Below are 15,341 nucleotides of genomic sequence, written 5' to 3' on the forward strand. Positions count from 1 at the left end.
TCGCTCATGCAGCCTCCAACCGTTTCCATCGGTGTTCCCGTCTATAATGGCGAAGAAGACCTGCAAAAAAGCCTCGACTGCCTGCTGCGCCAAACGCACACCGATTTTAAAGTGCTGTTGTCCGACAACGCTTCAACTGATGGCACCAGTGAGATTTGCGCGGCGATGGCAGCGCAGGACAGTCGCTTTACGCACGTGTTTCACGAGACCAATTTAGGCATGTCCGGCAATTTTCGTTACGCGCTCACCGAAGCTCCTGCATCGGACCTGTTCATGTGGCGCGCCCATGATGATGTAACGTCCGATGACTATCTTGAACGCCTCGTAGCCCTACACGCCAACGACCCTGCAACGCGGCTGGCGGTTGGGCGGGTGAAGACATTGAAAATGTACACTGATGGTCGGTTAAAACATGAGCGCTGGCGGCGGATGCCTTCTGCACTCAACAGCTCGACCAGCGTTCGCGCTCTCAATGACCGGATGTTCTCGCTACATGAGAGCAGCTATTATGGCGTTTGGCACCGTGAGACACTGCTAGGTCTATTCGACCGCATCTATGCGGCCTTTCCCCACCCATGGGCCGCCGACCACCTTACTCTGCTCGCGCTCAGCCTTGATGGGACAATTCGCGGCGACAGGAACGCAATTTTCACCCAACGCCTGTTACGCCACAACGACGATCAGGCTCCTGTGGAGCACGACCCGCAACGGTCGGTCGCCAGTGTCTCAATGGAAGAACTGCACATTCAGGCTGGCGCGGTTTACGATGCTTTGGTCGATGAACGTGAATGGTCGATATTACAGCGGGCGGCGCTTTCGGCTGTGCGCAAACGCTGGTTGACCAAACGTGTGGGCAAGACCAGCGCGTCGAAACGATCCGGACTTAGAAAGGCGATTTCGCAGCTCAATCGGGCGCGAAAAAACCGCTAATTGCGATTAGACAGCCGGAAATTCTGCCAGTAGGCCTTCGTAGGCCAGTTTTACGGCATCGAAGGTTTCGGAATTACCGCCCTGATCGGGATGCGTTTCCTTTGCGCGGGCGTGGTAGGCGTCGCGCAGCATGTCCTTGGTGTAACCTTTGGTCGGGTCCATGGCGAGCAACACCATACGGTCGAACCGCAAGCGTGCGGTTACCATACGCTCGGCTTCCATTTGCTGGTTCTGTAGCGCTTCTTGTGCGGCTTGCGCTTCAGCCAGGCGTTGCGCTTCGGCAGCGCGACTGCGTTCGAATGTCTTGGCTTGTTCCTGACGCATACGTGGTTCGTTATCGAGACGGGTGGAACGCAGAAAGCGCACGCCCATCTCTTTTTCACGGCGCCACGCCACGCGCACGCGCGCCACCAAATCTTCCGAACGGGCGATCAGCAGGAATTCATCGGCAATCTTATGTATATCGGCAACCGAAATGCGGGCACCACCACTGTTGATGTCGCGTACGGTGCAAGCCAGCAGAGGGTCACTGCCATCAACGGTGATGTAAGCGGATTTGATAACCGGAACGCGTTCTTCGCGCTGTGCCTTTTCGCGCGGTGCGCCACGACGTGCTTGTGTCTGCGAAGAACGAAACATCTGGCCGTACAAATCCCTTATCACCATCCGCCATCCCGCCAAGGGAGGCTCACGCCGATACAATAGAACGCTATATTTGAACAAATGGTGAAGTGTTTGGAGCGCAATATAGTAACGGTCTTGATTGAAGCGCGCCTCTGGGTTCTCATAGGGGTAATGCGAACGAGATGCCGATATACACCGGCCAAAAAGGACGAGATAAATCCATGAAATTAGTACGCTTTGGCCCATCCGGCTCTGAAACCGCAGGTCTTATCGATGGCGACGGCAACCTTCGTGATCTGGGTGGACAACTGGACGATGTGACGGGCGCAACCCTTTCCGACGAAGCGCTAGACCGCATCCGTGCGCTTGATCCGGCAACGCTACCACTCGTTGAAGGCAACCCGCGCATAGGCCCATGTGTGGGCAATATTGGCAAATTTCTTTGTATCGGCCTCAACTATTCCGACCATGCAGCCGAAACCGGCGCAGATATTCCCGAACACCCAATCCTGTTCTTCAAGGCCAACTCCGCCGTCGTCGGACCGCATGATACGGTGTCCATGCCGCGCGGCTCCGAGACCACCGACTGGGAAGTTGAACTGGGCGTGGTGATTGGCAAGCAAGCCAAATACGTTTCCGAAGCCGATGCGCTGAATTATGTCGCCGGCTATTGTGTCATTAACGACGTGTCCGAACGCACTTTCCAGACGAAGCTTACCGGCCAGTGGACCAAGGGCAAAAGCTGCGACACGTTCGGTCCAACCGGCCCGTGGCTTGTGACCCGCGATGAAGTCGCCGATCCGCAAAACCTCGCCATGTCGCTCGATGTAAACGGCAAGCGGATGCAAACCGGCAATACATCGACGATGATTTTCACAGTGGCGCAGATCATTGAGCATCTATCATCATTGATGACCTTGCATCCGGGCGATGTCATCTCCACCGGCACCCCTCCCGGTGTCGGCATGGGCATGAAGCCTCCGCAATATCTGTCTGAAGGTGATGTCATGGAGTTGGAGATCGAAGGTCTTGGCCGCCAGCGGCAGGAAGTTGCTCGAGACGCTTGAGCTTTTGGCTCAAGCTTTCTGTTTGCGCTCACGCTGTCGCCCTGCAGGCTCCGCTGTTTATTTGTGGTTCGCTCCGCTGCGCGGGCGTGGCGCATAAGCGCCGGGCGGTTCTTCACCGCCTGATATAGAAATAAGGGCGAGTGCTGAGAAAGGGGCTCAGCATTCCCATCTGAACAATCGCTGGCGAATAGCAGCTACGCGTTTGGTCCCGCTCGTCCGTAACGGTCCTCCAGCCGCTCGATATCATCTTCGGACAGATGTTCACCCATCTGAACTTCGATGATCACAAGCGGCTTGTCGCTTTCGTTTGAAAGGGCGTGAACCGCGCCTTTGGGGATGTCGATGGACTGCCCTATGGCAAGCGTTTTCATCACGCCATCAAGTTCGATTGTTGCAACACCGCTCTGCACCAACCAGTGTTCCGACCTGTGCTTATGGCGTTGCAGGGACAGCGATCGGCCGGGATTGACGGTGATGCGCTTAATCACATGGTCTTTGCGTTCCGCTAAGATGACGTATCGACCCCAAGGGCGCTGCACCCGTGTATGTTGCGCGGCCTCGCTACGGCCTGATTGCGACAGTGCTTTCGCCACCCCTCCCGCCAGATTGGCGCTGTTGCGCGGTGCAACGAAAACCGCGTCTGCAGTTTCCACGACCACCATATCGCTCAGACCAGCAACGGTGAGCAGTCGGCTTTCAGCGTGGAGAAAATTACGGCGACTATCGTGAGTGACAACATCGCCAACGATAGCGTTGTCGTGTTCGTCCTTGGGTAGCGCATGGGCCAAGGCATCAAATGTGCCCAGATCGCTCCAATTGGCATGCAGCGGCACGGCGACCAGATTTGTTGCATGCTCCATTACAGCATAGTCGATGGAGATATTCGGGCTTTTGGCAAAGGCTGCCGCATCGACACGAATGAAGTCCGCGTCGGCTGAACGTTTGTCGAAGGCAGACCGACAGGCGGAAATTATATCCGGTGCATGCTGCTCCACCTCGCTCAGCCAGCTGCTGGCGCGCAGCACGAAGATGCCCGCATTCCAGGCAACGTTACCGCTCTTGATGAGCGCTTTTGCTGCCGCATCCCCGGGTTTCTCGATGAAGCCATCCACGAAACTCGCATCCCCGGCACTTTGGCTTTTACGCAGTTGCAAGTAGCCATAGCCTGTCTGAGGCCCTTCCGGCGTTACCGCCATGGTTACGATTTGGCCCTGGCCAGCATGAAGGGCAGCCACAGCGAGCGCCTCCACAAATGCAACATTATCTATGATGTGATCGGAGGGTAGAACGAGCAGCAATGGGTCGGCACCATCGCGGGTGGCTTCCAACGCCGCCAAGGTAAGCGCTGGCGCTGTGTTGCGCTGCACCGCTTCCAGCAAAATACGACCGCCTGAGATTTCTGAGCTGCGCAATTCTTCAGCCGCCAGAAACCGTTCTTCTTCGCCGCATACAATTATAGGTGCGGTATCGGTGACCAGTGCAGCCCGCTGTAAAGTTTGCATCAGGAGTGAGCCGTCGCCCGTCAAATCCAAAAACGGTTTGCCATGGCGTGTGCGCGATAGTGGCCAAAGGCGTGTGCCGCCGCCGCCCGCCAAAATGACGGGCAGGAGTTGTTCTTTAGTCATCTAGGCCTTCCAGCACCGCGCGATCTGCCATCAAACCTTCATGCAGATGTTGTGCCAAGGCTTTTACGCGGGCGGAGTGACGCACGTCGGGATGGGTGAGCACCCAAAGCGGCACGGACCGCCCGGCGAGGGGCAGCGTGAGGCGCACCAAGCCGTCAGCTGCGGTTGGTGAGCAGCAGGGCAGAACCGCAAGCCCGACGCGGGCGATGACGAGTTGTTTCACTGCGGTGAACGTGTCGGCCCGCATGGCAATCTGCTCGGGTGAAATAAGTTCACTCAACACATCGAAAGCCGAAGATGCTTCCAACGGTCCCATGACGCCAACCCAGCTTGTCTCAAGCTTCGCCAACGCTTCCAGCGGAGCAGGTGCGATGCCCAGCGACGGGCTTGCAAATACCGCCACCGCAAGATCACCAACCCGCCGCGCGGTGAGGTTTTGCGGTGGATTGTGCGACGGGCGCACGGCGATATCAGCATCCATCCGCGCAAGGTTCACACGCTGGCTGGAAACGTTGAGATCTATTTCGATTGCAGGATTCAGGCGTTGAAATTCGACCAGGTGCGGCGGCAAAAGCGTTTCGGCCAGCGTCTCGTTTGTGGCCACTGTCACTCGGCCTTCCAGCCGCAGGTCTTGACCTAAAATGCTGCGGATCGTGTCGGAAACACCTGCTTCCATAGCACGGGCCTGATCTATGATCGCAGCGCATTCCGCGGTGGGCGTATAGCCGGAGCGTTGGCGCTCGAACAGCGTCACACCATGGTCACGTTCGAACCGAATGATGCGGCGTTGGACGGTCGATGCATCCACTCCCAAAACCTCAGCCGCCCTCACTGCGCTGCCACTATCGGCAACGGCCACTACAAAACGGAAAATGTCCCAATCAATGTTCTGCATAAATGCATTTCAAACATGCGTGATTGTCTGTTGAGAAGCAGATTTGCACGACATAGCTTATAAGGGCAAACGGGAACCCAAGCCCCGATCCGTCATTTCTCATACACACCCTTCCAAAAGGAACTTGCTCTATGAAACGCATCCTTCTCGCCGCTTCCATCGCACTCGCCACCGCGACTTCTGCTTTCGCTGCCGACAGCTACAAGATTGATCCAAGCCACGCCCAGGCTGTGTTTTCTTACAATCACCTCGGTTTCTCCACGACCTACGGCATGTTCTCCGGCTTCACCGGCACCGCCACGCTGGACACGGAAAACCTCGCCAATTCCTCAGTGCAGGTGGAAATGAAACTCGAAGACATGTTGACCGGTTGGCAGGGTCGCGATGACCATTTCAAGTCACCCGACTTCTTCAACGCTGGTAAGTTTCCAGTAGTGACGTTCACATCCACAAGTGTGGAGCCGACCGGCGATAAGACTGCAAAAATCACCGGTGATCTAAAGATCCTTGGCCAAACCAAGTCCGTCACGTTGGATGCGACAGTCAACAAGGTTGGCACCAACCCGATCAATCAAAAGGGTTGGGCAGGCTTCGACGCCACCACAACGCTGAAGCGCACCGACTGGGGTCTTGGTAAATTCGCACCCAACGTCAGCGATGAGGTGGAAATCATCATTTCTGCAGAACTCGAAAAGACGTCCTAGGCAGCATCTGCTATTGGGTGAGCAACATACGAAGTAAGATAGAACCATGCAGCTCACCAACACACGCGAACGCTACGGCCTTGTGCACCAAATCCTGCACTGGGCCGTAGCTCTTCTCATCATTACGATGTTGCCCATGGGTGTCATCATGGGTTGGCTGCCTGCCACCAATCCCGATGAGATTGCCGACAAGGTCTGGCTTTACGGCTTGCACAAAAGCATCGGTATTGCAGCATTGGCATTGGCGCTTATCCGCATCGGCTGGGTGCTGACGCAAACCAAGCCCGCGCCATTGCACGACGGCATGGAAGGCTTCGCCTCTCGCGCCGTTCATGACCTTCTCTACGCTTCGATCATTCTGCTGCCGGTAACGGGGTGGATTCATCACGCTGCATCCACAGGCTATTCGCCCATCTGGTGGGGCTTTGGTGACACGCTGCCGCTGGTGCCGAAAAGTGATGCAGTGTCCCGTTTTTTCAACTCGGCGCATTTCGTCTTTGCCATCACACTGGTGGGTTCACTCGGCCTGCACATTGCAGGCGCGCTGAAGCATGCTGTGATCGACAAGGATAAAACACTGGCCCGTATGGTGCCCGGCGCAGACCTTTCCGGCGAGATGCCCATGGTGCGCATACCCCACGATCATAATCCGCTATTTGCAGCCGTGGCAGTGCTTTTGGTGTCCGCCGTTGCCGTCGTTGTGGTGGATCGTATTTATACGCCGGAAGCGCCTGTAGCAGCTGTGGTGGAAACACCTGCGGCAACAGTTGAGCAAGCAGCAGAAGCAGCGTCGGTTACAGCCGGAGCGTGGGTCATTGATCAGGCACAATCCACCCTCGGCGTAACCATTCGTCAGATGGGTTCGCCCGTTAGCGGCAGCTTTGGAGAATGGTCGGCTGACGTGGTTTTCGATCCCACAGACCCTGCGTCCGGCTCCATCGATGCCACGGTTCAAACCGCAACGTTCCAGATGGGCGACAACACCGCCCGCGCCATTGGCGATGAATTTCTGGCAACCGGCGCCAACCCCACGGCGCGTTTCGTTTCCGAATCCATCGGGACGACTGACACGGGCTACCGCGCCACCGGCATGTTGATGCTGTCGGGAACCGAAGCTCCTGCCGTTATCGATTTTACGTTCGCAGAGGCTGACGGTGTGGCCACCGTGTCCGCCACTATACCGATAAAGCGATTGGACTTCGGCGTTGGTGCTGGCTTTCCCGCTGGCGATACAGTCGGGCTAGATGTGGACGTGGTAATGGACATTCGTGCAACCCGCCCGTAGCGGTTGCGTTGGTAATCGAGCCCAACGACGCGTTGCTCACGTCCCACCGGCTTGAAAGCTCACCATGCTGCTCAATATCGACGTTGCGCTCGACTACGAATGCACCGAAGCACTGTCTATCCTGCTGCAGATCGAAGCCGCAGATGGCGACGGGCAGACGATCCGTAAGGCCGGGTTAGACATTGAGGGTGATCCGTCTACCCGAATGATCGAAGGCGATGAAGGGATTGGTTCACGCCGGTGGATATGGTCCGAACGAGATTTTACTGCCCGCTACAAAGCGCAGGTCGAGGTAACACGGCAGCCGTTCAAACTTGCAGAACTGGAACGCGAGCCGTTGGTGCGACTTCCCGCTGACGTTGTGAAATACATCTTCGCGTCGCGCTATTGCGACCCGATCGCCTTTGGCAGTGTTGCGATTGAAAAATTTGGCGGCATACCCAGCGGCAAAACCATGGCCGCCATGCGGGACTGGGTTGAGGAAAACTTCACTTACGACAGCCGTGCCAGCGACGCTTCCACCACCGGTTTCGACACATGGGAAAAGCGCGCAGGCGTATGCCGCGACTATGCCCATGTCATGATTTCGCTTGCCCGTTCGCTTAGCGTACCCGCACGCATGGTGTCCGTCTATGCGCCGGATGTGAACCCGCAGGACTTCCATGCTGTTGCCGAATTGTGGCTCGGCGGCGAATGGCGGCTGGTGGATGCCACCGGCATGGCGCACCCGCACCAGATGGTTCGTGTCGGCGTAGGCCGTGACGCGGCAGACATTTCCTTCCTCACCGCATTCGCGCCGGTGAACCTGAAATCGCAGAGCGTGCAGGTGTCGCGAGAAACCTAATGGAACCAACCGGCTTCCGCTGGACTTACCCTTAAGGCTCCTTATGCTGATGGGAGTGAACAGGGGGTACAAGCATTATCAACCATTTCGATGAAATGACGGGCCACGGGGATCAACCGCGCGAGCCTTATGATGGCTACGCCGAGTGGTTCAACGATCAAGACCCCACCCGCCTGATGCGTAAATCGAAAGAAGCGGAAGCTTTTTTCCGCCGCACCGGCATCACCTTCAACGTTTATGGTCAAACCGCCGACGCTGCGCAGGCGCAGGAGCGCCTCATCCCTTTTGATCTCATTCCCCGCATTCTGTCGGGTCGCGAATGGGACAAGCTCGCCAAGGGCATCGACCAGCGTGTGAGAGCGCTCAACGCTTTCCTGTATGATGTTTATCACCGCCAGGAAATTTTCCGCGCAGGCGTTGTTCCTCACGAGTTGATCGCTCGTAACGAAGCCTACCTGCCGCAGATGATCGGCGTGGAGCCTCCCGGTGGCATTTATACCCACATCGTCGGCACCGATCTGGTCTGCACCGGCGAAGGCGAGTTTTTCGTGCTGGAAGACAATGCCCGCACACCGTCCGGCGTTTCCTACATGTTGGAAAACCGCGAGAGCATGATGCAGATGTTCCCGGAGCTTTTCTCCCGCGTGAAAGTGCGGCCGGTCTCCGGTTATCCCAAGCGGCTGCGTGAATCGCTGGCTGCCTGCAAGCCGGACAATTGCAACCAGAAACCAGTCGTGGCTGTGTTCACTCCCGGCATTCATAACAGCGCCTATTTCGAGCACTCCTTCCTTGCCGACCAGATGGGCGTGGAATTGGTGGAAGGCAGTGACCTTAAAATTGTCGATGGTCACGTCGCCATGCGCACCACCACCGGCTACCAGCGCATCGACGTGCTGTACCGCCGCGTTGATGACGATTTTCTCGATCCGCTGAATTTCAATCCGGATTCCATGCTGGGCGTGCCAGGCATCATGGATGTCTATCGCGCAGGCGGTATCACCATCGCCAACGCGCCCGGCACCGGCATTGCTGATGACAAGGCAATCTACAGTTACATGCCGGACATCATCGAGTTCTACACCGGCGAAAAACCGCTGCTGAACAATGTGCAGACTTGGCGCTGCTCGGAAAAGGATTCGCTGCAATATGTGCTCGACAACCTTGCCGATTTGGTTGTGAAAGAAGTTCACGGCTCCGGCGGCTATGGCATGCTGGTGGGACCGACATCGTCGAAAAAAGAAATTTCAGAATTTCGTAAGAAGCTTCAAGCGCGTCCGGCCAATTATATCGCCCAGCCCACGCTTTCGCTGTCCACATGCCCTATCTTCGTCAAAAAGGGCCTTGCCCCTCGCCACGTCGATTTGCGCCCTTTCGCGTTGGTTTCGCCCAAAGGCATCGACATGGTCCCCGGCGGCCTCACCCGCGTCGCGCTGAAGAAAGGATCACTCGTGGTCAACTCCAGCCAAGGCGGTGGTACGAAAGACACCTGGGTGCTCGATGATTGATCTTATGAAATTTTCATCCCACCAGACCTTCGCCCCCAGCCGGAGCGAAAAGCGACCGGCGCTACTGCGCCGCGCCCGCGCAGCGAAGGCGCACCGCGCCGACAGCGTGAGCGCAAGTAAATCATCTGTTCAGGCCGGAGGCATGAACTGATGTTGGGCCGTACTGCTGGCGGAATTTATTGGATGTGCCGTTCTCTGGAGCGGTCCGAAAATACGGCGCGTCTCGTCGAGGCCGGGTCGCGCATTGCGCTGTCGCGGATGCTCGATGGCGAAAGCGCTTGGAAATCCGTCGTCACCACCGCTGGTGTTCGTCAGTCTTACGACGACCGACACCGCGAAGATGATGATGGCATTGTCTACAACCACGCGCAGGTGACGAATTTTCTACTGCGCGACAAGGCCAACCCGTCGAGCGTTTTGAACGTCATCGACAGTGCGCGCCAGAACGCGCGTATGGTCCGCACGGCGATCACCACGGAGGCGTGGGAAGCGATAAACGAAAGCTGGATGGAACTGAACGACGCACTCGCACGCCCTATCCGCGAGACCGAACTGCCAGCCGCATTGGGCATCATCCGCCGTCAGGCAGCCCTTGTGCGCGGTGCATTGCACGGCACCATGATGCGCAACGACATCTACTACTTTGCTCGCCTCGGTACTTATCTTGAACGTGCTGACAACACCGCGCGCATTATCGACGTAAAATATTACACGTTGCTGCCAACGGTCGCCTCGGTCGGCTCTGCGCTGGACAATGTGCAGTGGGAAATGATCCTGCGCTCTGTTTCCGCACACCGCGCGTTCCGCTGGATGAACGACACCGGATCATCGGCTTCGGCCATCGCGGAATTCCTCATTCTCGATGAACGCCTGCCGCGTTCGCTTGCGTTCTGCGCCAGCGAAATGGTGGCGAACCTCGAATTGCTCACAACGGAATACGGCATCGACTACCCCAGCTGCCGCCGTGCGCGGGAGCTTTCTGAAAGGCTGCAAAACCGCGACATCAAGTCTATTTTTGATGTGGGACTGCACAAATTCATCGGGTCATTTCTCGATGACAACATTCATCTCGCTCAGCAGATCGAGACCGATTTCAGTTTTAGCGGATGAGCAAGAGCATGATCCTGACCATCCGACACACCACGGCTTACAGATACGACGCGCCTGTTGGTGCAGCCCTGCAGCAGGTGAAACTGACACCGCAGGACGGCCCGCACCAGAAAGTGCTCGACTGGGCAATCACCATCGAAGGTGGCCGGTCGGAGTTGATATTCGACGATCAGCACGCCAACCGCACACATTTGGTGCAGGCCGCCGAGGGCACGGGCGAATTGAAAATCATTGCCGAAGGGCGTGTAGAAACCACCGACAGCAGTGGAGTCTATGGCGAACATTACGGCACAGCCCCGTTGTGGCATTTTCTGTCCGCTACCGAATTGACCACACCGGGGCCGGAGATCCGCAAACTCGCCCGCGAAAACAAGCCTGGCGATGATTTGGTGGCCGGTCTCCACGCCCTGTCGCAGGCGATCCGTGATGCAACACCATACCAAACCGGCGCGACCTACAGCGCTACCGACGCGGAAAGCGCGCTGAAGGGCGCGCAAGGCGTTTGTCAGGACCACGCGCAAATTTTCTGCACCGCCGCGCGCCTGCTCGATATTCCGGCGCGTTACGTTTCTGGCTATCTGCGCATGAATGAACGTGAGGAGCAGGATGCCACCCACGCCTGGGCAGAAGCCCATGTTGAAGGGCTTGGCTGGGTCGGCTTCGACGTGTCCAACGGCTACTCGCCGGACGAGCGCTACGTTCGTATCGGCTGCGGACGAGACTACCGCGAGTGCGCCCCCGTTCGCGGTTTACGACGCGGAGGTGCAACGGAGACGCTGGAAGTTGCAGTTTTCGTGTCTCCTCACACGCAGACCGTTGAATCATCGCAGCAACAGCAGTAAATAGGGCACTGCATTCCGGCATTCCTCCTGAAAAATGACAGCCGCCGGAGCTGCCTGAGACATACCACCCATGACCTATTGCGTCGGCCTGCGCCTGAACCGTGGCCTCGTTTTCATGTCCGATACCCGCACAAATGCCGGTGTCGACAATTTTTCCATGACGAAAAAGATGTTCACCTTCGAGGTGCCGGGCGAACGGGTGATAACCATTTTGACGGCGGGCAATCTGGCAACCACGCAATCGCTCATCAGCCTGTTGGAAGAACGCTCGAAGGCGCATGACGAACGCGACCCTTCCATTCTGCACGAACCTTCAATGTTTCAAGTGGCCGAACGCATAGGTGAGACGCTGCGTGAAGTGATCGAGAAGACCAACGGCAATAACGGCCAAAAAGCACAGTCGAAATTTCGCGCCTCACTGATCGTTGGCGGACAAATGAAGGGCGGTGACCCGACCCTGTTCCTGATCTATCCGGAAGGTAATTTCGTCGAAGTGACGATGGAAACGCCCTTCTTCCAGATCGGTGAAGCCAAATACGGTAAGCCTATTCTGGTGCGTGCCTACGATCCTGATATGAGCTTTGAAGCTGCGATCAAATTGCTCTGCGTGTCATTCGATTCCACCATCAAGGCCAATCTGTCTGTCGGCATGCCCTTGGATTTTATGACTTACGATCGTGATGCACTTACCCTGCCGGAATCCACCCGCATTGAGGCTGACGATCCCAGCTACAACAAAATTGCCCGTGGCTGGGGAACGGCTCTTCGGACTGCGTTTGAGTCATTACCGGCTTATGAGCCTTCGACGAACGACGAAGAACTGGAACAAGTTGTGCCGGGCGATATGCGCGGTGTGAAGCCGGAGTAGCGGTGACTTAAGCCGCCTCTTCGTCTTCAATCCCGGCCATCAACAGCCCGAGTTCCGCTTCGCTGGCGTCCGGTTGACGTTCGCCAACGACACGACCGTCGAACATAACGATGATGCGGTCGGCGAGGGCGCGGATTTCGTCGAGTTCCACTGACACCAACAGCACCGCTTTCCCTGCATCGCGCATTTCGATGATGCGGCGGTGGATGAATTCGATTGCGCCCACATCAACACCGCGTGTTGGCTGGCCAATCAGCAGCACACCCGGGTCGCGCTCCATCTCACGGGCCAGCACGATTTTCTGCTGATTGCCGCCAGAGAAATTAGCCGTCTTTAGGCGCGGGTTCGGCGGGCGAATGTCGTAACGCTCGATCTTTTCTTCAGCGTCTGCCCGCATGGCGTCAATTTGCAGGAAGGGACCGGAGACGAATTTTTCATCGCCATGATAGCCAAGCGCTGCGTTCTCGTTTTCCTCGAACGGCAGCACCAGCCCCTCGTGGTGTCGGTCTTCTGGAACATGAGCGAGGCCCATTTTGCGCAGTTCGGCAGGGTTGGCGTCCAGCACCGCACTGTCCATCGAGACCGTGCCGCTTTCCATGGGCACCATGCCAGCAATCGCCTGCAACAGTTCCGACTGCCCGTTGCCGGCAACGCCTGCGATGCCGACGATTTCACCTGCCCGCACGTTCAGCGAAACGTCCTTCACCATGGCTACGCCACGGCTATCGCGCACGGTTAGACCGTCAACGGAAAGCCGGACTTCGCCCGGTTGAGCGTCTTCCTTGTCCACCTGCAACAGTACGCGACGACCCACCATTAGCTCGGCCAGCTCTTCCGGGCTGGTTTCGGCAGTCGTGCGTGTCGCGACCATCTCCCCGCGCCGCATGACGGAGCAGGCGTCGGTGACGGCCATAATTTCCCGCAGCTTGTGGGTGATGAGCAGCACAGTTTTGCCCTGCTCGCGTAACTGGCGAAGGATGCGAAAAAGGTGGTCGGCTTCTGCCGGCGTTAACACGCCGGTGGGCTCATCGAGGATAAGAATGTCGGCCCCGCGATAAAGCGCTTTCAGAATTTCCACGCGCTGTTGAAGCCCGACGGGAAGTTCACCCACGATAGCGTCGGGATCGACCTTCAACCCGTATTCTTCTTCCAGCCGCAGCAATTCGGCCCGCGCCTTGCGAACGGCGGAGTTCAAAATACCGCCGCCTTCGGCACCCAAAATGATGTTTTCGAGCACGGTGAACGTGTCCACCAGCATGAAATGCTGATGCACCATGCCGATACCATGGGCGATGGCCGCCTGACTGTCTGGGATGGTGGCGACGTTGCCGCCCACCTGAATGATGCCTTTGTCGGCTTGATAAAACCCGTAGAGGATCGACATGAGTGTCGATTTCCCCGCACCGTTTTCACCGATGATGCCGTGGATCGTTCCGGCCTCAATGGTCAGATCGATATCCTTGTTGGCGTGCACCGGCCCAAAACTTTTGGAGATACCGGAAAGCTGGATAGCCGGAGCAGTTGTTATCGCTTTTTTCATGTGACGACGCTACCGGCGTAAACGCATCTCGACAAGCGCGCTTTGGCAGGCGATGAGGGGGAATGAGCGATGATCCAAAAAGACTAGACCGCCTCGAAGAACTCGTGGCCCATCAGGGTGCCGAAATCGAGAGCCTGTCCGACCAACTGCGCGAGCAATGGGAGAAGGTCGACGTGCTGACCAAATCTTTCCTCCGCCTGCGCGACCGCGTGACAGAAGTGGAAGAGGGCGGCACTGGCGCACACGAGAACACACCACCTCCCCACTATTAGAGGCCTATATGGATATTCATTTAGACGAGACGGATTCCGGTGGGCGCTATCGCACGGTCGTGGATGGCCACGGCGCAGAAATGACCTTCTCCAAGGCCGGTGCCACGATGATCATCATCGATCACACCGATGTTCCCGATGCCCTGCGCGGGCAGGGTGTCGGCGTGAAACTGGTGGAACGCGCGGTGGAAGACATGCGGAAGGCTGGCAAGAAAATCATGCCGCTATGCCCCTTTGCTGCAGCGCAGTTCCGCAAACATCAGGAATGGCACGACGTGTTGCAGGGGCGCTGACATGAGCTGGAATCCGGCGTTGGACGCCCACTGCCCCACAGGCAACGAGATCGATGCCATCGATACGCTTATCGTGCCGCGTTCCCGCGATCTAGGTGGCTTCGAAGTTCGCCGTGCGCTACCGGCTCCGAAACGACAGATGGTCGGGCCGTTTATTTTCTTCGACCAGATGGGACCGGCAGAATTCCTGACCGGACAGGGCATCGACGTACGTCCTCACCCCCACATCGGATTAGCGACCGTTACCTATCTGTATTCAGGTGAGTTCCAACACCGCGATTCCGTGGGTTCCAACCAGATGATCTATCCCGGCGCGGTGAACTGGATGATCGCAGGCAACGGCGTCACCCATTCCGAACGCACCAGCCCCGGTACGCGAGAGCGGGGCTCGAATCTGTTCGGCATCCAGACGTGGGTCGCGCTGCCGGAAGAGGCCGAGGACATGGATGCCACCTTCCAGCACCATGCCAAGGACGCGCTGCCGGAGATCGAGGCCGAGGGAAAACATCTGCGCCTCATCGTCGGTCGTGCCTATGGCGAAAAAGCCCCGACCAAGACCTTCACTGATATGTTCTACGCAGACGCCACCTTGCAGGCCGGTGCCGTTTTGCCCTTGCCGGACGATCATGAAGATCGCGGCATCTATGTCGTCGATGGCTCCATCGAAGTCTCCGGCGATACATTCGAGGCAGGCCGCATGATGGTCTTCCGCCCCGGCGATAAGTTAGCCGTAAAGGCAGGTGAACGAGGTGCGCGTTTGATGTTGTTGGGTGGCGATACGATGACGGGTTCGCGCCACATCTGGTGGAATTTCGTGGCGTCGTCGCAGGAGAAAATCGAAACTGCCAAAGAAGCGTGGCGCGAGGGCGACTTCACGCATGGTCGTTTCAAACTGCCGCCCGGCGATGACGCCGAATACGCCGCGATAAAGTAGATT

The 15,341-nt window shown here is 57.3% G+C and carries 16 protein-coding genes; 12 read left to right on the forward strand and 4 right to left on the reverse strand.

Features of this window, described 5'->3' with window-relative positions:
* Window positions 1-930: glycosyltransferase family 2 protein (locus tag R2A130_RS17675; protein ID WP_050786152.1), on the forward strand; the 930-nt coding region annotated here is incomplete at its 5' end.
* A 6-nt stretch (window positions 931-936) separates the two neighbouring features.
* Here R2A130_RS17675 and R2A130_RS12400 read toward each other — a convergent pair.
* The gene (locus R2A130_RS12400; protein WP_040305945.1) at window positions 937-1,569 is read right to left on the reverse strand and encodes a PilZ domain-containing protein; all 633 of its coding nucleotides are present in this window, start codon (window positions 1,567-1,569) and stop codon (window positions 937-939) included.
* Window positions 1,570-1,775: 206 nt separating this feature from the next.
* On the opposite strand from R2A130_RS12400, the gene R2A130_RS12405 reads away from it, so the two are divergent.
* Window positions 1,776-2,621, forward strand: coding sequence for a fumarylacetoacetate hydrolase family protein (locus R2A130_RS12405; RefSeq protein WP_009464839.1), 846 nt, complete (start codon window positions 1,776-1,778; stop codon window positions 2,619-2,621).
* Between the two features lie 194 nt (window positions 2,622-2,815).
* Here the strand turns inward: R2A130_RS12405 and R2A130_RS12410 are convergent, their stop codons facing one another.
* Together R2A130_RS12410 and R2A130_RS12415 are read right to left on the reverse strand one after the other, a co-directional pair.
* On the reverse strand, window positions 2,816-4,246 hold the full coding sequence (locus R2A130_RS12410) for a mannose-1-phosphate guanylyltransferase/mannose-6-phosphate isomerase (protein WP_009464840.1): 1,431 nt from the start codon (window positions 4,244-4,246) through the stop codon (window positions 2,816-2,818).
* A complete protein-coding gene (locus tag R2A130_RS12415) occupies window positions 4,239-5,141 on the reverse strand; it encodes a LysR family transcriptional regulator (RefSeq protein ID WP_009464841.1) in 903 nt (300 codons plus the stop codon). Before R2A130_RS12415 ends, R2A130_RS12410 begins: the two co-directional genes overlap by 8 nt.
* Before the next feature lie 131 nt (window positions 5,142-5,272).
* Between R2A130_RS12415 and R2A130_RS12420 the strand changes: the two genes are divergently transcribed.
* The 7 genes from R2A130_RS12420 (at window position 5,273) to R2A130_RS12450 (ending at window position 12,299) form a co-directional block, all read left to right on the forward strand.
* On the forward strand, window positions 5,273-5,845 hold the full coding sequence (locus R2A130_RS12420; protein WP_009464842.1) for a YceI family protein: 573 nt from the start codon (window positions 5,273-5,275) through the stop codon (window positions 5,843-5,845).
* A gap of 46 nt (window positions 5,846-5,891) precedes the next feature.
* Window positions 5,892-7,130: a YceI family protein gene (locus R2A130_RS12425; protein ID WP_009464843.1), complete on the forward strand. Its 1,239-nt coding sequence runs from the start codon at window positions 5,892-5,894 to the stop codon at window positions 7,128-7,130.
* A gap of 64 nt (window positions 7,131-7,194) precedes the next feature.
* Entirely contained in the window at window positions 7,195-7,974 is a 780-nt protein-coding gene (locus tag R2A130_RS12430; protein ID WP_009464844.1) for a transglutaminase family protein, read from the forward strand.
* Window positions 7,975-8,069: 95 nt separating this feature from the next.
* Complete coding sequence (locus tag R2A130_RS12435; RefSeq protein WP_009464845.1) at window positions 8,070-9,479, forward strand: circularly permuted type 2 ATP-grasp protein; 1,410 nt, start codon at window positions 8,070-8,072, stop codon at window positions 9,477-9,479.
* Window positions 9,480-9,629: 150 nt separating this feature from the next.
* Window positions 9,630-10,589 carry an alpha-E domain-containing protein gene (locus R2A130_RS12440; RefSeq protein WP_009464847.1) on the forward strand — a complete coding sequence of 320 codons (960 nt, stop codon included), beginning with the start codon at window positions 9,630-9,632 and terminating at the stop codon, window positions 10,587-10,589.
* Window positions 10,590-10,597: 8 nt separating this feature from the next.
* Entirely contained in the window at window positions 10,598-11,431 is an 834-nt protein-coding gene (locus R2A130_RS12445) for a transglutaminase family protein (RefSeq protein WP_009464848.1), read from the forward strand.
* A gap of 70 nt (window positions 11,432-11,501) precedes the next feature.
* Window positions 11,502-12,299, forward strand: a complete 798-nt coding sequence (locus tag R2A130_RS12450; RefSeq protein WP_009464849.1) for a peptidase — start codon at window positions 11,502-11,504, stop codon at window positions 12,297-12,299.
* 7 nt (window positions 12,300-12,306) lie between these two features.
* On the opposite strand, the gene R2A130_RS12455 is transcribed toward R2A130_RS12450, so the two are convergent.
* Window positions 12,307-13,827 (reverse strand): ABC transporter ATP-binding protein, encoded by a 1,521-nt coding sequence (locus tag R2A130_RS12455; RefSeq protein ID WP_040305969.1) that lies wholly within the window; start codon window positions 13,825-13,827, stop codon window positions 12,307-12,309.
* A gap of 74 nt (window positions 13,828-13,901) precedes the next feature.
* On the opposite strand from R2A130_RS12455, the gene R2A130_RS12460 reads away from it, so the two are divergent.
* Genes R2A130_RS12460 through R2A130_RS12470 form a run of 3 tightly spaced genes read left to right on the forward strand, consistent with a single transcriptional unit; the run spans window position 13,902 to window position 15,338 of the window.
* Window positions 13,902-14,111 carry a SlyX family protein gene (locus tag R2A130_RS12460; RefSeq protein WP_009464851.1) on the forward strand — a complete coding sequence of 70 codons (210 nt, stop codon included), beginning with the start codon at window positions 13,902-13,904 and terminating at the stop codon, window positions 14,109-14,111.
* 8 nt (window positions 14,112-14,119) lie between these two features.
* Window positions 14,120-14,404 (forward strand): GNAT family N-acetyltransferase, encoded by a 285-nt coding sequence (locus tag R2A130_RS12465; RefSeq protein ID WP_009464852.1) that lies wholly within the window; start codon window positions 14,120-14,122, stop codon window positions 14,402-14,404.
* A gap of 1 nt (window position 14,405) precedes the next feature.
* The gene (locus R2A130_RS12470; RefSeq protein ID WP_009464853.1) at window positions 14,406-15,338 is read left to right on the forward strand and encodes a pirin family protein; all 933 of its coding nucleotides are present in this window, start codon (window positions 14,406-14,408) and stop codon (window positions 15,336-15,338) included.
* The last annotated feature ends 3 nt before the right edge of the window (window positions 15,339-15,341 follow it).

Source organism: Ahrensia sp. R2A130 (genome assembly GCF_000179775.1).
GTDB lineage: Bacteria > Pseudomonadota > Alphaproteobacteria > Rhizobiales > Rhizobiaceae > Pseudahrensia.